The 22,744-nt window shown below is 54.4% G+C and carries 18 protein-coding genes and 1 riboswitch; of the genes, 14 read left to right on the plus strand and 4 right to left on the minus strand.

The annotated features are described in order from the left end of the window. Positions 1-103: 103 nt before the first annotated feature. The 7 genes from pulA (at position 104) to EVJ29_RS00715 (ending at position 10,042) form a co-directional block, all read left to right on the plus strand. Positions 104-3,025, plus strand: a complete 2,922-nt coding sequence (gene pulA, locus EVJ29_RS00685; RefSeq protein ID WP_236633339.1) for a type I pullulanase — start codon at positions 104-106, stop codon at positions 3,023-3,025. Between the two features lie 226 nt (positions 3,026-3,251). Then, positions 3,252-6,098, plus strand: a complete 2,847-nt coding sequence (locus tag EVJ29_RS00690) for a sensor domain-containing protein (protein ID WP_131490075.1) — start codon at positions 3,252-3,254, stop codon at positions 6,096-6,098. Between the two features lie 110 nt (positions 6,099-6,208). Continuing rightward, positions 6,209-7,285, plus strand: coding sequence for a nitric oxide synthase oxygenase (locus EVJ29_RS00695; RefSeq protein WP_131490074.1), 1,077 nt, complete (start codon positions 6,209-6,211; stop codon positions 7,283-7,285). Positions 7,286-7,304: 19 nt separating this feature from the next. Beyond that, positions 7,305-7,721, plus strand: a complete 417-nt coding sequence (locus EVJ29_RS00700; protein WP_236633340.1) for an RDD family protein — start codon at positions 7,305-7,307, stop codon at positions 7,719-7,721. 114 nt (positions 7,722-7,835) lie between these two features. Beyond that, on the plus strand, positions 7,836-8,687 hold the full coding sequence (locus EVJ29_RS00705) for a DegV family protein (protein WP_131490073.1): 852 nt from the start codon (positions 7,836-7,838) through the stop codon (positions 8,685-8,687). A 19-nt stretch (positions 8,688-8,706) separates the two neighbouring features. Further along, positions 8,707-9,030: a thioredoxin family protein gene (locus EVJ29_RS00710; RefSeq protein WP_131438813.1), complete on the plus strand. Its 324-nt coding sequence runs from the start codon at positions 8,707-8,709 to the stop codon at positions 9,028-9,030. A gap of 106 nt (positions 9,031-9,136) precedes the next feature. Continuing rightward, complete coding sequence (locus EVJ29_RS00715) at positions 9,137-10,042, plus strand: DUF5996 family protein (RefSeq protein WP_131490072.1); 906 nt, start codon at positions 9,137-9,139, stop codon at positions 10,040-10,042. Between the two features lie 294 nt (positions 10,043-10,336). On the opposite strand, the gene EVJ29_RS00720 is transcribed toward EVJ29_RS00715, so the two are convergent. The 3 genes from EVJ29_RS00720 to EVJ29_RS00730 form a co-directional block, all read right to left on the minus strand. Beyond that, positions 10,337-11,062, minus strand: coding sequence for a DUF4261 domain-containing protein (locus EVJ29_RS00720; protein ID WP_236633341.1), 726 nt, complete (start codon positions 11,060-11,062; stop codon positions 10,337-10,339). A gap of 85 nt (positions 11,063-11,147) precedes the next feature. Then, on the minus strand, positions 11,148-13,472 hold the full coding sequence (locus EVJ29_RS00725; protein ID WP_131490071.1) for an ABC transporter permease: 2,325 nt from the start codon (positions 13,470-13,472) through the stop codon (positions 11,148-11,150). Positions 13,473-13,484: 12 nt separating this feature from the next. Further along, positions 13,485-14,183, minus strand: coding sequence for an ABC transporter ATP-binding protein (locus EVJ29_RS00730; RefSeq protein ID WP_070328582.1), 699 nt, complete (start codon positions 14,181-14,183; stop codon positions 13,485-13,487). A 177-nt stretch (positions 14,184-14,360) separates the two neighbouring features. Between EVJ29_RS00730 and EVJ29_RS00735 the strand changes: the two genes are divergently transcribed. Together EVJ29_RS00735 and EVJ29_RS00740 are read left to right on the plus strand one after the other, a co-directional pair. Then, positions 14,361-15,191: a DegV family protein gene (locus EVJ29_RS00735; protein ID WP_070328583.1), complete on the plus strand. Its 831-nt coding sequence runs from the start codon at positions 14,361-14,363 to the stop codon at positions 15,189-15,191. 120 nt (positions 15,192-15,311) lie between these two features. Beyond that, the gene (locus EVJ29_RS00740) at positions 15,312-16,994 is read left to right on the plus strand and encodes a GGDEF domain-containing protein (protein ID WP_131490070.1); all 1,683 of its coding nucleotides are present in this window, start codon (positions 15,312-15,314) and stop codon (positions 16,992-16,994) included. A gap of 44 nt (positions 16,995-17,038) precedes the next feature. Here EVJ29_RS00740 and EVJ29_RS00745 read toward each other — a convergent pair whose 3' ends face one another. Then, positions 17,039-17,680, minus strand: a complete 642-nt coding sequence (locus tag EVJ29_RS00745; protein ID WP_070328585.1) for a homing endonuclease associated repeat-containing protein — start codon at positions 17,678-17,680, stop codon at positions 17,039-17,041. 451 nt (positions 17,681-18,131) lie between these two features. On the opposite strand from EVJ29_RS00745, the gene EVJ29_RS00750 reads away from it, so the two are divergent. The 5 genes from EVJ29_RS00750 to ribH all read left to right on the plus strand — a co-directional run bounded on the left by EVJ29_RS00750 (position 18,132) and on the right by ribH (position 22,678). Further along, positions 18,132-18,944: an undecaprenyl-diphosphate phosphatase gene (locus tag EVJ29_RS00750; protein ID WP_071398079.1), complete on the plus strand. Its 813-nt coding sequence runs from the start codon at positions 18,132-18,134 to the stop codon at positions 18,942-18,944. A gap of 91 nt (positions 18,945-19,035) precedes the next feature. Next, positions 19,036-19,178: riboswitch (FMN riboswitch) on the plus strand. Between the two features lie 150 nt (positions 19,179-19,328). Beyond that, the gene (ribD, locus tag EVJ29_RS00755) at positions 19,329-20,411 is read left to right on the plus strand and encodes a bifunctional diaminohydroxyphosphoribosylaminopyrimidine deaminase/5-amino-6-(5-phosphoribosylamino)uracil reductase RibD (RefSeq protein WP_131504594.1); all 1,083 of its coding nucleotides are present in this window, start codon (positions 19,329-19,331) and stop codon (positions 20,409-20,411) included. Then, complete coding sequence (gene ribE / locus EVJ29_RS00760) at positions 20,392-21,033, plus strand: riboflavin synthase (RefSeq protein ID WP_070328588.1); 642 nt, start codon at positions 20,392-20,394, stop codon at positions 21,031-21,033. Before ribD ends, ribE begins: the two co-directional genes overlap by 20 nt. Continuing rightward, positions 21,033-22,214: a bifunctional 3,4-dihydroxy-2-butanone-4-phosphate synthase/GTP cyclohydrolase II gene (locus EVJ29_RS00765; protein WP_131504595.1), complete on the plus strand. Its 1,182-nt coding sequence runs from the start codon at positions 21,033-21,035 to the stop codon at positions 22,212-22,214. The genes ribE and EVJ29_RS00765 overlap by 1 nt, the downstream gene beginning before the upstream one ends. Beyond that, positions 22,214-22,678: a 6,7-dimethyl-8-ribityllumazine synthase gene (gene ribH / locus EVJ29_RS00770; protein ID WP_131504596.1), complete on the plus strand. Its 465-nt coding sequence runs from the start codon at positions 22,214-22,216 to the stop codon at positions 22,676-22,678. Before EVJ29_RS00765 ends, ribH begins: the two co-directional genes overlap by 1 nt. Positions 22,679-22,744 lie beyond the last annotated feature (66 nt).

Below are 22,744 nucleotides of genomic sequence, written 5' to 3' on the forward strand. Positions count from 1 at the left end.
AACGTTAGTTGTTTATTTAGAAAAGAATTGAAATTAAGGAAGCAAACGTTTACAATTTTTGTGTAAGCGTTTTCCTAAATTCATGCTACAAGGAGGGACCCACATGGTCAACAAACAATGGAAACCAGTATGGGCAGTTGTGCTAACGTTTGCACTGATTCTGTCGATGTTTCCGATGTCAGCGTCTGCCCTTGATAAAGGCAAGTCGACACTAGTCGTCGTCCACTATCAAGAGGCGCCAGACAATCAAATGGATTGGAACTTATGGCTTTGGGCGAATGGCCCAGATTACTTCCCGAACAAAGGCTTCGCCTTTAACGGCGAGGACGATTACGGCAAGGTGGCGGCCTACGAATTCCCGGTCGACTCACCTGAACAGATCGGTCTCATCGTCCGAACGGACAATTGGGACAAGGATAAAGGGTCGGAAAACGACCGCCTGATCACGAAAGACATGATCAAGGACGGTGTCGCCGAAGTGTGGATCAAGTCGGGCGACTCGAAAATCTACACGTCGAACCCGGACGGGGAGACGGCGAAGACGGAAGTCGACATGAAAGTCCACTACTTCCGCTATGACAATACATACACCGACTGGGGTGTTTGGACGTGGCCGGACGGTGGCGACGGTCAAAGCATCAACTTTGATGAGACGGACGCCTACGGCGGTGTCGCGAACGTGAAGTTTGCGAATCCGGATGCGAAACAACTCATCGGTCTGATCACGAAAAAAGGCGAATGGTCCGACAAGGACGGCGAAGACCGCTTCGCGCTCAGCACGGCGAAAGAGATTTGGCTCGTCGAAGGTGATTCGACGATTTACTATTCAGAGCCAGAAATCGACCGCTCACCAAAAATCGTCTCGTTCGAGGCAAACACGTTCCGTCAGGCGGAACTAACGCTCAACCGCGCGATCGATGAGCAGTTCCTTAGTGAATTGAAGGTCGATGGCGCGGCAGTCGAGTCGGTCGAGAAGACTGGCGACAAATCGGTCACGGTAAACTTCAGTGCTGACCTCGACTTGGCGCAAGTCATCACGGCGTCGCACCCGACGTTCGGTGACAAAGTGCTGCAAGCGGGCGACGTGCTCCGGTCACCGGAATTCGATGCGAAGTATGCGTATAACGGCAAGCTCGGCGTCACATACAAGCAGTCGAAGACGAACTTCGTGCTTTGGGCACCGACGGCTCAAGACGTTTCACTCGAACTGTGGAACATGCCGAAAGAGCGTCCAGCGAACGACAAGGATATCAAGAAAACGATTGCGATGAAGCGTGGCGAACGCGGCACGTGGACTGCTGAAGTCCGCGGTGACCTCGACGGCATCGGCTACACGTACAACGTCAAGCATGCGTCAGGCAGCGTCCGTGCGGTCGATCCGTATGCGACGGCGGTCGGCGTCAACGGGGACCAAGGGGTCATCGTCGACTTGAACGAGACGAAACCGAAACGTTGGAACTCGATGAAACCGAAGCTTCAAAACGCGACGGACGCAATCATCTACGAGACACACGTCCGTGACTTCTCAATCTTTGACGTCACATCGAACACGTACGATTCAGGAATTCGCTATAAAGGTAAATACCTCGGTGTCGTTCAACCGGGTACTCGCTTGATTGAAAACGGGAAGAAGACGGCGACGAAGACAGGCCTTGACCACGTCAAAGACCTCGGCGTGACGCACGTCCAGTTCATCCCGGTGTATGACTACAACACGGCCTCGGTCGACGAGACGAAACCGAACGCGACATATAACTGGGGCTATGACCCGAAAAACTATAACGCGCCGGAAGGCTCATACTCGACGAACCCTTATGACGCAAAAGTTCGAATCATGCAGATGAAAGAAATGATTCAAGGTCTCCACGACCACAACTTGCGTGCTGTCATGGACGTCGTCTACAATCACATGTTCGATGCGCAAGCCTCGAACCTTCATAAGATCGTACCAGGCTACTACTACCGTTACACGGCAGGCGGCGACTTCGCGAACGGGACGGGCGTCGGCAACGACACCGCGTCTGAGCGTAAGATGATGCAAAAACTCATCGTCGATTCAGTCGTCTACTGGGCGCAAGAATATCATTGGGACGGGTTCCGCTTCGACCTCATGGGCATCCACGACGTCGAGACGATGAACCAAGTCCGTCAAGCGCTCGACAAAGTCGATAAATCGATCCTCGTCTTCGGCGAGGGTTGGGACCTCAGCACACCGCTCGACCCGGCACTGAAAGCGAACCAAAAGAACGCCTACAAGATGCCCCGCGTCGCGCACTTTAACGACAACATCCGTGACGGCTTGAAAGGCAGCGTCTTTATCGACACGGACAACGGCTTCATCAACGGCAAAGACGGTCTTGAGAACCGCATCAAGACGGGAATCGTCGGTGAGATCGACTACAATGCCGAGATCAAAGGCTTCACGAAAGAGCCGACGCAAGCGATCACGTACGTCGAAGCGCACGACAACCACACGCTTTGGGACAAGCTCGAACTCACGAATAAAGAGACGGCGGAAGCTGACCGGACGAAGATGCATCGTCTCGCGTCAAGCATCCTCTTGACGAGCCAGGGGACGACATTCCTCCACGCCGGTCAAGAGTTCATGCGGACGAAAGAAGGCGATCACAACTCGTACAAATCACCGGACCGCATCAACCAAATGGATTGGAAACGCGCCGCTGAACGTAAGGCGGACGTCCAGTACATGAAAGGCTTGATCGAGATGCGTAAACAAAACCCAGGGCTTCGCATGACGAAAGCGACTGACGTCAAGAAGAACGTCAAGTTCTATCGTTCTGCGCCAAACGTCATCACGTATTTGATCGATGACAAAGCGCCTGGCCAGAAGAAAGACTTGTTCATCACACATAACGCCAACGCAGAAACAGTCAAAGTGAAACTTCCGACAGGACAGTGGAACGTGATTGTCGACGGCAGTCAGGCAGGAACGAAGACGATCAAACGCGTCTCGGGCTATGTCGACGTGCCATCGTATGCGACGGTCGTCGTAAAACAACCATAATGCGCGAGACCACGGAGCACATATCCGTGGTCTTTTTTGCGTCATCATCGTGTGGAGGAGTAGGTTGACAGCACATTAAGACATGACATTTTTTTGAATATATGTATGTAATACGGTTCATTTCCCTTATTTGCAAAATGCAGAAGCTCTTTCAACTAGTCAATCTTGTATAATCAAGTTAACACGTATCGAAACGTGACATTTGTCACACGAAGGAGTGATACACATGGGCTTCTTCCGTAATTGGAAGCATGTATTAGAATCAAACGTTGAGCAGGCCGAGCATGAGGGGAGAATCAATATCGATCCGTTATTGCTCGATCAATATCCTGACGCGGTGTACGTCCTTGATCGAGATTTGAACTTCGTCGACTCGAACGAAAAGTTGTCGCTTCTCTTTAGCGGGGAAGAGGAGCGTTTCGTCGATCCTGACTCCTGGCTTCCAAAACTAGAAAGCGAACGTGTTCACGCCTTTCATCAGCGGGCGCTCCATGGGGAGACGGTCCATTATGAACTGAAAGCGTTGAATGCGGACAAGCGACGCATTCATCTGTCGGTCACGAATACGCCGCTCTATACCGGCCGGGTCATCACCGGTCTGTACGGCGTCGTCAAAGACTTGACGACCCAGATGGAACTGCGCGAACGATACAATCGGATGAAAGTGGGACGGACGCTGTTCGAGCGCATCCCGGGTCTCATCCTGATCGAACTTGACCTCGAGTCCGGCGAGTTTTACCATTCACCGCAGACGGGTGAACTGCTCGGGTTATCTAAGCGGCAACTGGGAGATATGAAACGCGAACATTTCCGTAACATGATCCATGAGGATTACCGTCCAGAATTTGCGGCAGCCATCGAGACGCTCATCCACGATGCTGACGTGCAAGAGTATGAGACCCAAATCAAGGCGTTCAATCCGAAGCAACAAAAATATTTGGATTTGATCGTCAAAGTCGGAATGTCAAAAGATCGAAAATCGGTGACGTGGGCAATGTTTGACGTCACCAATTTGGTCAAAGTCGAAGAAGCGCTCACGATGGAGCAGTCCAAAGTGAAGCAGTTGTGCGAAATCGTCGACTCGGTCATTTTTGAACGTTATTTCGAGACGAAACAGTTTAAGTTTTTGACGCCGGGCTTCTCGCACATCTTTGGCTATACGGAAGACCAGTTCAACACACACCCTGACTATTGGCAGCGTGTCGTCGTTCCTGACGACGTGCCGAAAGTGAACCAAGCCCGAGAAGTGACGCTCAGCGGTAAACCGACAACGTTCTCGTATCGTATCTATGCGAAAGGCAATGTCAAATGGATCGAAGAGAACCGGGAACCGATTTTCTCTGAAGACGGAATCGTCATCGGGTTTCGGACGCTCGTCAAAGACATCACCCAATTGAAAGAACAGCAACAAGAGATTTGGCGCCTCGCCTCGCTCGACCCGATCACAAACATGCCAAACCGTGAGTCAATCACAGGATCGGTCTATCAACTCACGCGCAAACGCGACCCGTTCACATTGTTCTCGCTTTCGTTCAACCGGATTGCCGAGATCAACAATACGTTCGGCTACGAGCTCGGTGACGAGTGGCGTGTCGCGACGGTGAACCAATTGATTCGTCTGTTGCCACAAGACGCCTTGCTCGGTCATCTCGATGCGGATAACGTCTTGATCGTGTTGCCGCGCCGGATGGAAGACCCGGAAGTGCTTGCGCTCGGGAAAGAGTTAGGAACGCTGTCGAAGCACCGGTTCCATATTGACGCGTATGACTTGTTCGCGCGAATCTCGATCGGCGTGAGCCGCTATCCTGAAGACGGGGCACAGGCGAGCGAATTGATCAAGCACGCATGCGTCGCCATGAACCGGGCCGATAAAAAGTTCGGGACGCAACTCGAACTGTATTCGTCGCAAATGGACATCGAGTCACTCAAACGCTACGAGCTGTTGCGCGATATGCGAGGTGCGCTTAAAAACAACGAATTCTATTTGATGTATCAACCGAAAGTGAACGCCTGGACCGGTCAAATCGTCGGAGCCGAGGCGCTCATGCGTTGGACGCACCCGACGTGGGGCTCGATCTCGCCAGCCGAATTTATTCCGCTCGCCGAGGAGAGCAGCCTCCATCTCGATTTGACGAACTGGTTGATCGAAGAGGTGTGCCGCTATATCACGTCGCTCAAACATCGAGTCCCGATCTCGATCAATGTCTCAGCCAAATACTTGTATCAAGAACGGTTTGAACGCGTGTTCGAAGATATGTTAGACCGCTTCCACGTCCCGGCGTCGTATCTCGAAGTCGAGATCTCGGAGACGTCACTGTTAGACGACGCCCAGCAGATCACACAAGCGTTCGAACGGTTGAACAACCTCGGTATCCCGATCGCGTTTGACGACTTCGGTAAAGGGTATTCGTCGCTTGCTTACTTACAGGCGTACAGTGCCCAGACAATCAAGATTGACCGTATCTTCGCCCATAACGTCAACCAAAGCCGAAAAGCCCAAGGCATCATCCGGAGTCTGCTCCTCATCGCCGAAGAGTTCGGGATGAACGTCGTCGTCGAGGGTGTCGAGATGATGGATGACTTACTTCGACTCCGTGAGTTCGGTTGTCACGTCATTCAAGGTTTCATTTTCAGCCGACCGTTGCGAGAATCCGATTTTGAACAAGCGCTCGAGACGGGAACGCTCATTCCGATCGAGGAGTACGTCGAGACGATCCAACCGTCGAACCGGTTGATCCACGCCGGCATCACGATCACGCGCCTGCGCAATCAAGCCGTCGCGGTTGGGACATCGCCGATCGTCATCATGAAGCGTGGATTTAAAGCGGTCGCCTTCTATGGCTCGATCCGGTTACCGGTCGATAGTGACATCAATCTCGTCATCTTGCTTGATGACGGGCAGCCGTCGCTGCCGATTCAAGTGACTCGATTGACCGAGCTTGCGAACGGATTGTATCAATATGAAGCGACGTACGAACAGACCGTCGAACTCGAGAAACGGTTGACCGCGCTCGAAAGTGACAAACCGCGCGGCTTCACGATTCAACAAGCGAAAGATTTAATCGAAAGATGAGACAAAGCGAGCCGGATTTGCCGGCTCGCTTTTTGTGCGCTCTAAAACTAGAAACGGGACGCAGTTTTCTCTAAGATGGAAGGGACAGATCAGAAGAGGAGACAGAAACGATGGATCGACTACAGGCAGCCCGCCACTTTTTCTCACAACTTGAAGGGGAGCATACCGAACGGTTACGGGAGATCGAAGCCGAAATCGAGCGGACCGGGACGTACACGCTCACGACGGACGAATTGGCGTCCGGGGCAAAACTCGCATGGCGCAACTCGAACCGCTGCATCGGCCGCTTGTTTTGGCAGACGCTCACCGTCCACGACGCGCGTGACGCGGAAACGTTTGATGATGTGTTTGAAGCAATCGTCGCCCATCTTCGCTACGCGACGAACGGCGGAAAGATTCGCTCGACGATGACCGTCCTCCCGAACCATTTTCGGATTTTGAACACACAACTCATCCGTTACGCGGCGTACGAGACGACAGACGGCATCGTCGGTGACCCGCTATCGCTGTCGATGACGAGACAGGCGATGCGTCTCGGGTGGGTCGGGGCTGGGACGGCTTTCGATCTGTTACCGCTCTTGCTTACAGACGGGAACGAGATCCGCATGTATGAACTGCCGGCCGATGCCGTGCTCGAGGTCGATATTCGCCATGACGACGTCGATTTGTTCGGGGGACGTGACGTCAAGTGGCACGCCGTCCCGGCCATCGCTGACATGGAGCTTGAAATCGGTGGACACCGCTTCACATCGGTCCCGTTCAACGGGTGGTACATGGAGACAGAGATCGGGGCGCGCAACCTCGCCGACGTCGAGCGCTACAACCTGCTCCCGCTTGTCGGGGCATCACTCGGTCTCGATACGACAAAAGAGCGGACGCTCTGGCGTGACCGCGCCCTCGTCGAGCTGAACGTCGCCGTCTTGCAATCGTTCGAGCGCGCCGGCGTGACGATTGTCGACCATCATACAGCGGCGAAACAATTTAAACGGTTCGAGAAAAATGAGACGGACGCCGGTCGTGACGTGACCGGACAGTGGAGTTGGCTCATCCCGCCGCTGTCACCGGCCTCGACCCACGTCTTTCATCGGCACTATGATGACAAGATTGTGACGCCGAACTTGTTCGCGCGGTCAGGTTGTCCGTTTTCAGCGTTTCAAGCCAAGCCAAAAGAGGAATCTAAAGGCTAGGAAACGAAACGAAAGGATGATGAACGTGGCAGTCCCAATCTGGAAACGCGCTGTAGCTAGTCGAATCGATAAAATCCTATTAGAAGCACCCGCGAAACTCGTCGAGAAGACGATCCGTAAAAAAATCTGGCCGGATAAAGAAGTGAAGCATTATTACTTACCGACAATCGTCTCCATCGCAGGAGAAGCCTATTTCTTGCTCAACCGGGACGGGCAGACGATCGGCGACAAAATCGTCGGGATTAAAGTCGTGAGCCAAGACGGCCGGCCGCTAACGCTCGAACAAGTCATGAAACGGACGCTCTACAAGGACGTCGTCTATCCGGCGACGCTCGGTCTACCACTTCTTCGTGCACTTCAACAGATGAAGTCGAATAAAGACCTCGAACTGCCGCACGATGAGTTCGCCCACACGAAACTGATTTCGACAAAATGAACGGGAGCAGGACGATTCCGCAATCGTTCTGCTTTTTTCTTCGGGGAAGTGGCGGGGAAAATGGGTTATAATGAAAGAGGAAAAAATTGAACGACTACTGGAGGACTATTTGTTATGACAAAAATTGCATGGATCACCGATAGTATGGCCAACTTCTCGAAAGAGGAGGCCGCCCAGCTCGGCGTCGAGATCGTCCCGATCCAATTGATCGTCGACGGGAGCGGCTACAGTGAAGTCGACCTCTCGATTGAGGAATTGCACCGCTACATGATCGACCAAAAGAAAGAAGCGAAGACGTCGCAACCGATTTTTGGTGACTTCATCTCGCGTTACGAGCGCTTAAAAGAAGAAGGGTACGATTGCGCCATCGCCGTCCACTGTTCAAACGGATTGAGCAGCACCGTCAAAAACTCGAGTGCAGCGGCTGAGGCGGCTGGATTTAAAGTTTACACGGTCGACTCGCACGCAGCGCTCGAGGCGCAGCAAGAGCTCGTCCGTCTCGGTCTCGCTGCCGAGAAGGAAGGCAAGTCGGTCGAGGAAATCGTCGCTCTTCTCGAAGCGTGGCGTGACAAGAAAAACTTCTTCATGATCATCGGGAACATGGAGACGATGCGCCGGGGCGGACGTGTGTCATCAGGTGAGATGTTCCTCGCGAACATCTTGAACATCAAACCGATCATCACGCTCGACGAATCTGGGAAAGTCATCCCGTTCAAGAAAGTGCGTTCGATCAAAAAAGCGTACGCTGAGATGGTCACAGAACTCGAACGTCTTCATGCGGCGAACGGAATCCATAACAACCGTGTCTTCGTCCAGACGGCGCTCGCTCCAGAGATGCAAGACAACCTCGTCGCCCTCATCCAAGCGAAATTGCCGGAAGTTGACGTCGTGAAGACACGTTTCTGTCCGTCGATTGCGGTCCATGCCGGCTTTGAGACGGTCGGTGTGCTTTGGCTCGACGCTTAAGTTGAAAGGGGGAGACAGCATGGAGGCTGTGAACACACTTTCGATGTTGAATGAACGGGTTGCTGAGGCCGAGCAGTTGCTCGTCTATGTCTCGCACCCGGGATGCAGCGTCTGTCACTCGCTCAAGCCGCAAGTCGAGGAGATGCTCGTTGATTTTCCCGACATCGAGGCGGTCGCGGTCGATTCGGACGAAGTGCCGGATATCGCCGGCGCCTATTCGATTTTCACCGTACCGGTCGTCTTGTTCTTCATCGACGGCAAAGAGATGCTCCGCCGGGCCCGGTTCGTGCCGATCGGTGAGTTGACCCACCAGCTCGAACGGCTCCAAGAGATGAGAAAGTAAATCCACAGACATGTGTCTGTGGATTTTTTTGATTGTCGTGATGATTTAACGGGAATTAATGAAGTGGTTCTGTCACTTTTGCAACGAAGGAACGGAGGAATCTGTGATGGAGATGATACGCCACTCGGAATGGGCTGAGACAAAGCTCACGCTCCATTTGCTGTCGCAAATCTTGGGGAAAATCAAGTTGGCTTTGGCTCCGCAAGAGCCACAATGGACACACGTCACGTTGCCCGTTGCGCTGAGCGGCTTTTCGACTGGCCCGCTCGTGCAAGGGGAGACGTGGCTACAACTCGACGTCGATGTCTTTCAATCTCATATCAGAGTCCAAGTCGGTGCCGACACGTCGGTATTCCCGCTCGAAGCAGGCAAGTCGATCAGTACGTACTATGAAGAAATCATGGGTGCCCTGCGCGCAAACGGCGTCTCGGTCGCCCTCAATCCGAGAACGCAAGAGATGCGGGAGTTACGTTATCTGGACCGGGACGAGACACCGCTCGCCTATGACGCTATGGCGGCGCAACGAGGCATCCGTCTGTTTCAATACGCCGCGCGGGAGCAAACGGCATTTCTCGCACCGCTCCGCTGTCGGAAAGTGAAGCCAGGCCTGTTTTGGGGAACGTTTGACGTGTCGTCGCTCATCGTCTATGGACGGCCTGAGCCGTTCCCGCAAGATAAAGTCATCGAGAAGGCGGCGTTTGACGAGCACATGGTCGAGTTCGGGTTTTGGCTCGGTGATGAAGCGGTCGATATTCCGACGTTCTTCATCTTGCCTTACCCGTTCCAGTACACGGAGATCGGGACGGAGCGGCTCAAACCGCAAGACGCCTATTATGATGCCGGCAAGAGCGAGTTCTTTTTATCTCTTGAGAACGTAGGGGAAACGAGAGACGTGCAGGCATTCTTCCGGACGTCGTTCGATATTTTGAGCGAACAGCTCGAATGGGAAGGGTGCGACCATTACTTTATGCCGCTCGACATGCCGAAACAACAAGAGCTCACAGACGAATGATCTGTGAGCTCTTGTTTACTTTAGGGGCTGGTAGCGAGTAGATGGCCCATTTCCGACACGGATGATTTTCCGTTCGGCTATTAGCTGTTCGATTAGTTTTCGAACAGTACCTTTTTGTTGCTCGTCCGATGGCGCCCCGACTCCTGCAGGAAAGCAATCCGACGGAGACCCAGCAGCGACGCGAGTCGCGATGCGGCTCCGGGATTGCCTGCGGAAAGCGTGGGCGCCGGAAGGACGAGCGATATCAAAAAATCGATCAATTTGGATGTGGGTCCAAATTAATCGATTGACATGTTATTCTGCAATTTGTGGTACGAGGTAGATCAAGCCGAACGGGTTATGGAGCAAGTTGTCGATTGACGTGCGCTCGTCTTCGCCCATCTCGACCGTGAACGTCTTGCCGTCCTCGAACGTGAAGCTGTCGCCGTCACCGAACATTGATCCGCCTGCGATCAAATGGAAGTTAAACGAATGGATGACGTGGATCGCGTCTTCGATCTCGAGCGTTTCTGGTACGGCGACGTCGGCATGGCCGAACGCTTTCATGCCCCACGACACGTACGCCGTCTCTTCTTCCGTGATGGCGGTGAGGAGCGAGTAGTCGAGGGCGAGGTCTTCTTCTTTCGACGCTTGCCATTCGTCTTTCGAATAAGCGACGCCTGCCGTCTCGACCATGACACCGAGTCCGCCGGCGTTCAACAGGGCGTTCGCCCCGCGACGGGCCGCGGCGATGTCTGTCACATCATTGACGTCGCCGATCAAATAGACGATATGTGTGTGACGCGTAAGTCCTTTGGCGATTTTCGGTGTGAAGCCGCTCGTGCTGGCGTGAATCATCGCCTCGGCGAGCGCTGGGTCGCGTTCGACGACTTCGACGGTGAACGCTTTTCCGGTCTCGTCTTCTAACAGCAACAGGCCGGCCATTGTGTAGCCTTCGCTATGTATACTAATCTTTTCGCTCACTGCCTCGGCCGATGGCCAGTTTCCTGGGATAGCGAGCAACACTTGTGTACGGTTCATTAGAATCATCCTCTTCTGCAAATAGTTAGGCCCCTCAAGCGAGAGGCCTAGTCTCTTCTCTTATTATGCCCTATTTCGAGCAAAATTATTCTTGATACGTCTTCAACACTTCTTGGAGCGGGATTTGATCGATCTTGCGCCGGCTGACGAACGTGCTGACGAAGAACAAGAGCGTGACGGCCCCGACCGTATAGAGCACGTAGATCCATTCAAACTCGAGCGGCAAGACGAGCCCGTAGTCCTCGGCGAAGACGACGATGATGATCCGGAGGACGACGAGGGCGATCGGGATGCTGAGGAGTGCTGAGATGAGCGCGTAGACGAAATAGCTGTCGAGGATCATCGAGCGGACCTCACGTCGATTATACCCCATCACTTTGAGGAGCGAGATGACGTAATAGTTTTTCTCGACCGTGAGCGCGGTCAAGACGAACAAGATGCTGAAGGCGATCAAGGCGGAGCCGCCGATCATGACGTTCATCATCAAATTCATATACTCGTTGATCGACTCGGACTGTTCGATCAAGCCGTCGCGCGACAGAATCGTCGGATACACCGACTCGTCCGGCCGTTCACTGGCGTAGACGCCGTTGAACAAATCGCTCGAGGCGCCGTCTGTCAGCTCGTTGCTGAGCATTTCAATCGGTAAATAGACGACGTCACCCGTGAAGTCATCGGCGATGCCGAGGATCGGGTACGATAACGTCTCCCCGTCGAGCTCGAGGTCGATCGTGTCGCCGACGTCAAAGCTCTGTTTTAAGGCGAGCGGTTCGGTGACGATGACGCCATCGGTTGCAGGGGTCAATTCGTTCCCGTCCCGGTCTCGCAACCGGTAGAGCGTGTTGTCGTCGCTCAAGCCTTTAAGGGTGACGAGTTGATCCTCGACGAACGCGAACGGATAGGCGAGGAACGGTTCCTGACCGTCGGCGAGCATTGGCGGCGATTCCGTGTTCGCGTACGCCTCATACGCATAGTCGACGTCGTTCAATCCGCCGACCGTCATCCGGTCGACGGCCCCGTTCATCATGAGTGCGAACACGATCAACAATGTCGAGAACAAGATACCGAGGAAGAAGATGATGAAGCTGCCCGTGCTTTTGACGGCGTATAAATATTTGAACTTCGTTTTCCCGCTGGCCCGGCTTAGCATTCGGCTGACGAGCCGGCTGAGCCGGTTGAGCGATATGTTGTCGCGCGGTGATAACAGTGCGAGCGCGCTCTCACCCATAAGCTTGTAGATGACGGCACCGGCGACGATGCCGAAGAAGACAAGCGGGGCGAAGACGGCGGTCATGAAGACGAGTGGGTTTTGAGCGATCGTGATCGATGGCAACAGATAGAAGTCGAGATACAGGTTTTTGAGCGGGTCGGCGAAGTAGAGGCCGAGGAAGTACCCGATGACGAGCATGAGCGTCGCGAACACCAAGATCAGCACCAAGTAGGGGATTGAAATCTGGCGCCGGTTGTAGCCGATCGCTTTCAACAGCCCGATCTGACCGCGTTCGGCCTCGAGCATGTTCGAGATGAGAATGGCGACGATGATGACGGCGATCGAGACGATGAATAGGCTAAGTCCGAGCGCCATCGCTTTCCCGGACGAGATCTCACTATAGATGGCCCCGCTGCGCATAATATTCTCCGTCTCCATGACCGAGACGACGAATGGGAGCTCGACGGTGTCGATCGCGCCGTCCGTGACGCCTGAGAGCCGGAACGACTCCGTGCCGACGATCGCTTCATACGCCTCGTCCGTCATGAGCAGGAGTGTCTGCGTCCCGGCGTCGAGATTGAAGAAGTTCTCATCGAACAGCGGGAGCGTATAATCCGGAAACAAGACGAAGCCGCTCACCGTGAACGGCGTGCCGAGGTCGATCGTGTCACCGACCTCGATCCCGTTCTTCTCGGCGTATTTGGCGTTGAGCGCGACCTCGTCGTCGGTCGTCGGACGCGATCCTGCTTCGAGGTAAGATTGATTGATCGTCATTGTTTCTTTTAAGACGAGCCCCCGATGTTCACTGCCCGCGAATGGATAAGTGATCAGTTTGGATTCGCGAAGTTCGAGTGTCGCCTCGGGCATGACGGACTCGACCGCGTCGATCCGGGCGCCGATCAAGTCGTCGAAGCGTTCCGGGTCGACCTGTTTCAAGTCGGCGAGCGTATACGTGCCCGAGGCGACGAGGGAGGCGATTTCGGGATCGTTCGCTTCGTCTGCGGTGACGCGGTTGAGCATCTCGACGGCGAAGTCCTCTTGGTTCGACGACGCCAAGTAGTCCTCGGTCGGGACCTCGATCCCGCTGATGCCGTAGAACATCATCGTATAGGTGAGCGAGCTCATGACGATGATGACGGCGATGGCGACGAGCTGCATCCATTTGCCGACGAGCGTCTTCAAAACGTTTTTATACAGCATGGTCGAAACCTCCTAACCCCAAGCGATATCGCGCGCGGCTTGTCGGACCGGGTTGTGCGTCAGTTCGACGATGCGTCCCGAGTTCATCTTGATGACGTCGTCGGCCATGGCGCTGATGCCGGTGTTGTGGGTGATGACGACGACGGTCTTGCCGTACGTCGTGTTCAATCGTTCGAGCAGCTCGAGCACTTTCTTCGAGTTGTCCTCGTCGAGCGAGCCGGTCGGTTCATCGCAAAAGATGATCGACGGGTTTTTGGCGAGACTCCGGGCGACCGAGACGCGCTGCTGCTCACCGCCGGACAGTTGGTACGGGTACTTGTCGCGCGCAGGCGACAGCCCGACCTGCTCTAACAGCTCGTCGATACCGAGCGGTTGCGTCGACAGGTCGGCCCCGATCTGGATATTTTCGTAGACGGTCAAGTTTTGGAGCAAATTGTATTGTTGGAAGATGAAGCCGAGATGGTCGCGCCGAAACGCCGTCATCTGTTCCGGGGACAGGTCGGTCAAGACGGTGTCATCGAACGTGATGTTCCCGGACGTGACCGTATCAAGCCCGCTGATGACGTTCAAGAGTGTACTCTTGCCGCTGCCGCTCGGTCCGAGGATGACGACGAACGCCCCGTCGTTGATCGTCAAGTCGACGTCTTTCAAGGCGGCCGTCTCGATGTCACCGGTCTTGTAAATCTTATTGACGTTCTCGATTCGAATCATAAAAAAACGCCTCCTTTGTCCATGTTATCTTTTACCCGTTTCGGGCGGGTTGTGGACCTTAGAGGTTTGAACGTTTGACGAAGACGGGTACATTTTTTGAAAAATTAGTGAAACCGTTTCACCTGTGATAAAATCATACTACCAGGTACTAATCACGATTTTAAAGGAGAGGCTCACATGAAAATTGCCTACATCACGGACAGCACGGTCGTCTTGCCAGATTCGATCAAACACCACCCAGACATCCATATCGTCCCGCTTTACGTCGTCAAGGGCGATCAACCTTATAAAGACGGCATCGAAGTCGACGCCGAGACGGTGTACGACTGGATCGATGCCGGCGAGCGCGTCTCGACGAGCCAACCGGCAATCGGGGATTTCGCCACGCTGTATGAAGAGTTGAAGCCGAAGTATGACATGGGCATCGCCGTCCACCTGTCGTCTGACTTGAGCGGCACGTACTCTGCGTCGATCCAAGGGGCCGAGATCGCCGAGTTCAAGCTGCTCGCCATCGATTCACGGTCGGGTATTTATACGATGGGTCTGTTGCTCGAAGAACTGATCGAGCGCGTCGAGCGCGGAGACGCCCTTGATGACGTCGAGGCGTACATGAAACAGCGCGTCGAGGACGTCCGGATCGAACTGACGATTCAAAATTTGACGCAAATGCAAAAAGGTGGACGCATCTCGAAATCAAAAGCGCTCATCGGCAACATGCTGCAGCTGAAGCCGGTGCTCCGCTTCGAGGACGGGCTCATCGTCCCGTATCAGACCGTACGGACGTATAAAAAGGCGCAAGCCCACTTGTTCGAGGTCATCCGGGCGGCGATCGAGTCAGGCGAATGCACGGACGTCTCGATCTTCCACGGGAACGTGCCAGAGCTTGCGGAGTCGTGGAAACGGGAACTCGGCGACAAGGTGCCGATCCGCGTCGACACGCTCGCGCCGCTGCTCGGGGCCCACACCGGGTCCGGCTCGATCGGCATTTCTTATTTGAAAGCGAAATAACGGACAGACCGTGGCGCACGCCACGGTTTTTTCATTGTCACAACTTTCAAACAACGACTGGAATGTTTCTCCAAAACCCTTCATACTATTAAAGAATGTTACAAGAAAAGGGGGAAGACGATGCGGTTTCGGAAGTATCTCATAAGGAGCTGGCTCTCGTGGTCGCTCGTCTTCATCGGGATCGTCTATTACACGTGGACCGATCTGGAAACGTTCGATTGGGCGTTCTTCTGGTTCATCTACACGCTCGGTGCCTTGTTCGTCATGAACCCGTTGAAGCGGCGGCACCTGCACTTCACATTCCACGAGCTGTTCGTCTTCATGACGTTCTTCTTGTACGGGCTCGTCCCGGCACTTTTAATGGGGCAATTGCTGTTGTTGACGTTCCAGGCACGGGCGTTCAACAGGAAAGTCGGCCGCCGGCGCTTCTTACACTTTTATCCGCTCAACACGTTGATCGAGGCGATGATTCTCGTCATCCCGGGTCTCGTCTACTTTTCGCTCGGCGGTGAGATCGGGTCGACCGTCCACTTGCTCGAGCAAGGAGTGGCACTGATCGGTTTCTTCGGAGTGCTTTATCTCGTCCTCGGCTTCAGCTTCGTCATGTCCCGGTTCTTGATCGGGGAGCGGATCCCGCTGCCGATCATGTGGCGGTTGTTACGGTTCGATTGGCTCGTCATCTCGCTCGAGCTGTTGTTCACGATGGTCGCGCTCGAGGCGTTCCAACTGTTCGGGTATGTCGGGTTGATGGCGACGTTCCTGCTCTTGTCGATCTTGAAGATGGGGTTGTCGAAAGCGACACAGACAGAAGAGACGCAATCGAAGATCGACCAAGTCGAGCGGTTGAAAGAACAGCTCTATCGCGTCGACAGCGAAGCGTTGTTAATTGAAAAGTTTTGGAACGGCTTACGGGAAGTCGTCGAGGTCGAGCGCGGCTGGCTTCAAATCAATCGAGACGGGGACCAGACGTTTTATGATGTGCGGGGGCGGAAAGCGGAAGCGGTCACTGATGCGTATACGCTCGAACGGCACCGTGACGCGAGTGAGCCATACTTTCTGTACGATTCGCTCCACGAGTGGCACCCGGAGCTTCAGGTGAACCAAAGCGAACTGCATCATTCCGCGCTCGTCATTCAACCGGTGACGAGCACGACGAACGCGGTCAGCTGTATGATTTCGACGACGGCGAACGGTGCCTATGATGAGGCGCTCGCGGTCGAGATTCACCGCTTGCTCAAGACCCTGTCGTGGTCACTCGAGCGGATCGATGAACGGGATCGGCTCCAGCACGAGAGTCTGACCGATCCGTTGACCGGGTTGCCGAACCAACGGGCGTTGAAACGTTGGACGAAAGAGCGATTGAACGACGTCGCGTCGTATCCGTTGTCGGTCTTTTTGATCGACCTCGACCATTTTAAATCGATTAACGATACGTACGGCCATGCGTTCGGTGACGAAGTGTTGATTGAAGCGGGGGTCCTGTTCAACCGGCTCGTCCGGAGCAGTGACCTCGTCACGCGTTACGGCGGCGAAGAGTTCGTCTTCGTGTTCCCGAGGACGAACGAGGCGGCGGGGATTGTGACCGGTGAGAAGATTCGGCAAGCGCTCCGGTCACACCCGTTCGGGACAGAAGGGATCCGGGTCCAAGTGACGGCGAGCATCGGCATCGAGACGATTCATGAGTACGAAGAGCTCGATACGGTGTTGCGACATGCCGACCGGGCGATGTACGTCGGGGCGAAGTTTAACGGTCGCGACCGTGTCGCCCATTACCGGGACACGTCGACCGAACGAATTCAATGAAAAAAAGGAGGACCGTTAAACGGTTCTCCTTTTTGAATGAATGATTATGATTTCTGGCTGAACATGTCGGACTCGACCGCATGGATGGCAGCGGACCAAGACCCGTAACGATGCAAGATCGCTTTCGTAGATGGCTTGTTGTTGCGTTTCGCCCATTCTCGGTACGCCTCGAATGAAAGAGAGAAGCCCATCTCATGAATCGCTTCTCGAAGAGCGTTCGACAACTCTGACTTCGAGTAAGTCACGCTCGCCTCAAGCCCGGCTTCGGCGCAGGCGTCATGCCACGAACCGAACGTCTTGACGATGTGGTAATGGCTCGGTGCTTTCGGATGTAGTTTCCGCCATTCTTGATATTTCTTCAGCGTGATGATCGAACCCATGTCCCGTGAATAGAGGGCAAGCGTCTCGACGATATCATCGCGTGTATATTTTGGCATTTTATCGGGTAAATCAACGGCGATTTCCCCATGCCATTCATAGCCGGCGATGGCGAGTGCCTCGGCCCATGATCCGAACTGTCGAATGATCGATTCGGGAGACGGCCAGTTTTGCTCCATCGCGAAACGACGATAGACAGAGCGACGAGGACGTTCCTTTAATAAATCCCCGAGCAAACGAATACAGTGAATCATGCGTTGCTGTTCGGTTGATAAGTGATGAGTATTAGTGGATAGCGTTTGACTCAATGATGGTTCCTCCTTCCATGGACTCATATCTGAACCGACAATGATGACGAAAGTGCTTCTACAATCATACTATCGGATAGTTTTTACGATTTATAAGCGCTTTTGTAAGTTTTTTATGTTAAAAATGGGACGTGATAGGTCTAAAGTCGGATGAAAGATTGAAAAAAAAGGTAACAGGTATATTACAAATTTAATATTATATGGGTTCATTTGTAAACAAAAAGTTTTATTTTTGGTAATTTATATGAATTCCATACAAAAATGTACCCAGCTGGACAATGGGGTCATCACCGTTGTCCAGTTGAGTACACCTCTATAATAAATTTAATTTTCAGACTAATCAATAAAAGTTTTCAAAATATACGAATTTTTTTTTAAGGGTGGTCAATGAAACTGTGATTCTGCTAAAATAGCCGCATTGAGCGAATTTGAGAAAAGAGGATATTATGATATGACAATATGGTTATTTTACTTGCTGCTTGGTCTCGTCCAAGGGTTCACGGAGCCGATCCCGATTTCGTCGAGCGGTCATTTGGTCATCTTCCAAGAGCTATTCAATATCGAATTACCTGGGCTGTCGTTCGAGATTTTCGTCAACTTTGCGTCGCTCCTCGCCGTCTTGACGATTTATCGCCAAGATGTCGTCCGCCTCGTCGTCAGTCTGTGGACGTTCTTATTTAAGAAAGACCGCAGCGAGGATACGATGATCGACGTCAAGTTCATCGGTCTCTTGCTCGTCGCGACCGTACCGGCCGGCGTGCTCGGCGTGTTATTCGGAGATTGGATCGGTGAGACGCTCAGCGGCGTCGCGACGGTCGGCTACACATTGATTTTGACCGGGGTCGCACTTTGGTTCATCCGCAACATGCGCGGGAATAAAGGTGACGGCGGTATCACGTTACGTGACGCCATCTTGATCGGTCTCGCCCAAGCGGTCGCGCTTATCCCCGGGATCAGCCGCTCGGGTGCCACGATCGTCATGGCGATGTTGCTCGGCATTAAACAAGAGTCGGCGCTCCGGTTCTCGTTCTTCTTGTTCATCCCGGTCAGTCTCGGGACGATGATCTTGGACGGGCCGGCACTCTTCACCGACCCGGCGACGCGTGATCTGTTCGGTCCGCTCGTCTTGGCGTTCATCGCCTCGTACGCGCTGACGGCCATCTCGCTCAAATGGTTCCAGCACATCATGGCGAAGGGGGAGCTCAAGTACTTCTCGTTCTATTGCTGGATTGTCGGTTTGCTCGTCGTCTTGTTCTTGGCTTGATTGGAAGCGCTGCTCATCGGAGTGGCGCTTTTTTGCGCTTTTAATTTTGCCTTCGATTCTTTTTTGCGCTAAAGTAAAGGAGTACAAACAAATATTCCTTCGGGGTCGGGTGCAATTCCCAACCGGCGGTGATGGGCGCGAGCCTTAAGTCCGTGACCCGGGCGCACGTGTGCGAACGGTGGATCTAGTGCGATTCTAGAGCCGACAGTATAGTCTGGATGGGAGAAGGAAAAAAGACAGGTCCTCGTGACCTGTGCTTCGTCGTACGTTTTTCTGTAAAGAAAACGTTTATTTGGCTCGCCCAATGACGACTGAGACCTCCCGCCGAGACCCTAAGGACATCCTTAGGGTCTTTTTGTTTGTACGAAACAAGGAGGGAGAACGATGCAACAGTACATGCAACAAGCAATCCAATTGGCCAAGTCCGCTACCGGACAGACCGGTGTGAATCCGCTCGTCGGGGCCGTCGTCGTCAAAGACGGTCGCGTCGTCGGATTCGGTGCCCATTTGAAGGCCGGTGAACCGCACGCCGAAGTACACGCCATTCGCATGGCCGGTGCGTCCGCATACGGTGCGACGATTTACGTCACGCTCGAGCCGTGCTCGCACTACGGGAAAACGCCGCCATGTGCCGACTTGCTGATCGAGTCGGGCATCAAGCGCGCCGTCATCGCGATGGAAGACCCGAACCCGCTCGTCGCAGGGAAAGGTGTCGCCCGTTTGAAGGCGGCGGGGATCGACGTCGAAGTCGGTCTGCTCGAAGACGAGGCCCGTGCGCTCAATCCGGCGTTCCTACGTTCGCTTGAGACGAAACGGCCGTACGTCGTATTGAAGACGGCGACGAGCCTAGACGGGAAAGTCGCGCTCGACACGGGTGAGAGCCAGTGGGTGACCGGGACTGAAGCGAGACGTGACGTCCACGAACTACGGGCGACGGTCGATGCCGTCTTGACTGGAATCGGGACCGTGCTCGCCGACGACCCTGCCTTGACCGTCCGGCTCGACACGCCGACACGTCAGCCGCTTCGGGTCGTCCTCGACCGCGAGCTCCGCTTACCGCTCTCGAGTCAGCTCGTCCGGAGCGCGAAAGACGTGCCGGTGCTCGTCTATACGCTGTCCGGTGATGAAGTGAAACGGACCGAGCTCGCTCAAAACGGTGTCGAGCTTGCCGACTATTCGACACTCGACAACGTCCTTCGTGACTTGCATGGTCGCGGCGTCGGCCGTTTGCTCATCGAGGCGGGACCGACGCTCGTGACGTCACTCTTTGACGGACGATACGTCGACGAATGGGTCATGTATCAGTCACCGCGCGTGTTCGGTGGGAACCGAGGCGTCTATCGCTCGAGCCAAGCCGGGCCGTTAGATGCGATCGAGCGCTTCGCGATCGGCTCGGTCGAGACGGTCGGTACCGATATCAAGCTCGTCATGAGAAAGGGGGAGTCCGATGTTCACGGGAATCGTTGAAGAAATCGGCAGTGTGAAAGCAGTGAAGCGGAACGGGCCGTCGCTACGGCTCACGCTCGCGGGCAAGATCGTGTTAGAAGACGTGAAGCTCGGCGACAGCATCTCGGTGAACGGGATTTGCCTGACCGTGACGGCGTTTGATCAAACGAGTTTTGCCGTCGACGTCATGCCGGAGACGCTCAAAGCGTCAAGTCTAGACGGGGTCCGCCCTGGAACGGACGTCAACCTCGAGCGGGCGATGCCGGCGAACGGTCGCTTTGGCGGTCACTTCGTCTCGGGACACGTCGACGGGGTCGGTCGCATCGTCAAGAAGCGTCCGCTCGCGAACGCGGTCTACATCGATATTAGTTGCGAGCCGTCGCTACTCCGTTTCATCGTCCCTAAAGGTTCGATCTCGGTCGACGGGACGAGCTTGACGGTGTATGAGGTCACTGAACGCGGCTTCACGCTGTCGCTCATCCCGCACACGTACAGTGAGACGGTGCTCGGGATGAAGCAGGCAGGGGATAAGGTCAATTTGGAATGCGATATGTTGGCTAAATATATGGAAAAGCTAGTGAATCAAAAGGACATGACGCTCGAATCACTTGCGTCGATGGGATACGGAAAGGCGGGATGGTGATGTTTCACACAATCGAACAAGCAATCGAAGATTTGAAGATGGGGCGTCCGATCATCGTCGTCGATGACGAGGACCGGGAGAACGAAGGTGATTTCGTCGTCCTCGCCGATAAGATGACGGCCGAGACGATGAACTTCCTCATCACGGAAGGGAAAGGGCTCGTCTGTGCCGCCCTGGCGGAAGAAGTCGCCGTCCGGCTCGACTTGTCGCCGATGGTCGACAACAGCACCGATCCGCACGGGACGGCGTTCACCGTCAGTGTCGATCATGTCGACTCGACGACGGGCATCTCGGCGAGCGAACGGGCCCACACGGTCCGCGAGCTGGCCAATGCGAACGCGCGTCCGGCCGATTTTCAGCGGCCGGGACACATCTTCCCGCTCATCGCGAAAAAAGGTGGCGTCTCGGTGCGGCGCGGCCACACCGAAGCGTCGGTCGATTTGGCCCGACTGTCAGGGAGTGAGCCGGTCGCCGTCATTTGCGAAATCATCCGTCAAGACGGCGAGATGGCTCGAGTACCGGACCTGGTCCACGTCGCGGAACGGCACGATTTGAAATTTATCACGATCGAGGAGCTCGTCCGCTATATGGAGACGGACCTCGTCGAACGAGAGGCGGACGTCAATCTCCCCTCGGCAAAAGGGACGTTTCGCCTGATCGGTTATCGAAACGTCCTTGACCGCGAAGAGCACGTCGCGCTCATCAAAGGCGAACTTGAACATGCACCGCTCGTCCGCATCCATTCGGAATGTCTGACCGGTGACGTGTTCGGCTCTTACCGCTGCGACTGCGGTCCGCAACTTGATGCGTCACTCGCTAAAATTGAAGAAGAGGGCGGCGTCGTGCTCTACATGCGTCAAGAAGGGCGCGGCATCGGTTTACTGAATAAATTGAAGGCGTATGAACTGCAGGAGCAAGGGCTCGACACGGTCGAGGCGAACGTCGCGCTCGGGTTGCATACCGACTTGCGTGACTACCGGGTGAGCGCGGGCATGTTGCGTGACCTCGGCGTCACGAACGTGCGGCTCATGACGAACAACCCAGAGAAAGTCGACGCCTTGGAGGCGTGCGGCATCACCGTCGTCGAACGCGTCCCGATCATCGTCGGGGAGCACGCCGAGAATGAACGCTATCGCTTGACGAAACAACAAAAAATGAATCATTTTGGAGGAGAAGAATAATGTTGCATACATTTGAAGGTAACTTGGTTGGTAAAGGCTTGAAAATCGGGATCGTCGTCGGACGGTTCAACGATTTGATCACGATGCGCTTGCTAGACGGGGCGAAGGATGCGCTGAAGCGCCACGGCATCGAGCAAGACGACGTCGAGATCGCGTTCGTGCCGGGCGCGTTCGAACTCCCACTCGTCGCCAAAAAGATGGCGATGAGCAAGAAGTATGACGCCGTCATCACGCTCGGAGCGGTCATCCGCGGGGCGACGCCGCACTTCGACTACGTCTGCAGCGAAGCGGCAAAAGGTGTCGCCCAAGCGAGCTATCAGTCGGAAGTGCCGGTCATCTTCGGCGTCTTGACGACCGAGACGATCGAACAAGCGATCGAGCGGGCCGGCACGAAAGCCGGGAACAAAGGCTGGGAAGCAGCGACAGCGGCGATCGAGATGGCGAACATCATGAAACAATTTTAAAAAAAGGGCGAAGCGATTCGCCCTTTTTTTAGGTATTTGTAACTACATTCGCATATTGAATAGTAA

Source organism: Exiguobacterium sp. SH4S7, assembly GCF_004336795.1.
GTDB lineage: Bacteria > Bacillota > Bacilli > Exiguobacteriales > Exiguobacteriaceae > Exiguobacterium > Exiguobacterium aurantiacum_A.

Bases quoted from the DNA above. Each gene is read 5' to 3' on its own strand.
- pulA (WP_236633339.1), top strand. From the start codon at position 104: ATGGTCAACAAACAATGGAAACCAGTATGGGCAGTTGTGCTAACGTTT.
- EVJ29_RS00690 (WP_131490075.1), top strand. From the start codon at position 3,252: ATGGGCTTCTTCCGTAATTGGAAGCATGTATTAGAATCAAACGTTGAG.
- EVJ29_RS00695 (WP_131490074.1), top strand. From the start codon at position 6,209: ATGGATCGACTACAGGCAGCCCGCCACTTTTTCTCACAACTTGAAGGG.
- EVJ29_RS00700 (WP_236633340.1), top strand. From the start codon at position 7,305: ATGAACGTGGCAGTCCCAATCTGGAAACGCGCTGTAGCTAGTCGAATC.
- EVJ29_RS00705 (WP_131490073.1), top strand. From the start codon at position 7,836: ATGACAAAAATTGCATGGATCACCGATAGTATGGCCAACTTCTCGAAA.
- EVJ29_RS00710 (WP_131438813.1), top strand. From the start codon at position 8,707: ATGGAGGCTGTGAACACACTTTCGATGTTGAATGAACGGGTTGCTGAG.
- EVJ29_RS00715 (WP_131490072.1), top strand. From the start codon at position 9,137: ATGGAGATGATACGCCACTCGGAATGGGCTGAGACAAAGCTCACGCTC.
- EVJ29_RS00720 (WP_236633341.1), bottom strand. From the start codon at position 11,062: ATGAACCGTACACAAGTGTTGCTCGCTATCCCAGGAAACTGGCCATCG.
- EVJ29_RS00725 (WP_131490071.1), bottom strand. From the start codon at position 13,472: ATGCTGTATAAAAACGTTTTGAAGACGCTCGTCGGCAAATGGATGCAG.
- EVJ29_RS00730 (WP_070328582.1), bottom strand. From the start codon at position 14,183: ATGATTCGAATCGAGAACGTCAATAAGATTTACAAGACCGGTGACATC.
- EVJ29_RS00735 (WP_070328583.1), top strand. From the start codon at position 14,361: ATGAAAATTGCCTACATCACGGACAGCACGGTCGTCTTGCCAGATTCG.
- EVJ29_RS00740 (WP_131490070.1), top strand. From the start codon at position 15,312: ATGCGGTTTCGGAAGTATCTCATAAGGAGCTGGCTCTCGTGGTCGCTC.
- EVJ29_RS00750 (WP_071398079.1), top strand. From the start codon at position 18,132: ATGACAATATGGTTATTTTACTTGCTGCTTGGTCTCGTCCAAGGGTTC.
- ribD (WP_131504594.1), top strand. From the start codon at position 19,329: ATGCAACAGTACATGCAACAAGCAATCCAATTGGCCAAGTCCGCTACC.
- ribE (WP_070328588.1), top strand. From the start codon at position 20,392: ATGTTCACGGGAATCGTTGAAGAAATCGGCAGTGTGAAAGCAGTGAAG.
- EVJ29_RS00765 (WP_131504595.1), top strand. From the start codon at position 21,033: ATGTTTCACACAATCGAACAAGCAATCGAAGATTTGAAGATGGGGCGT.
- ribH (WP_131504596.1), top strand. From the start codon at position 22,214: ATGTTGCATACATTTGAAGGTAACTTGGTTGGTAAAGGCTTGAAAATC.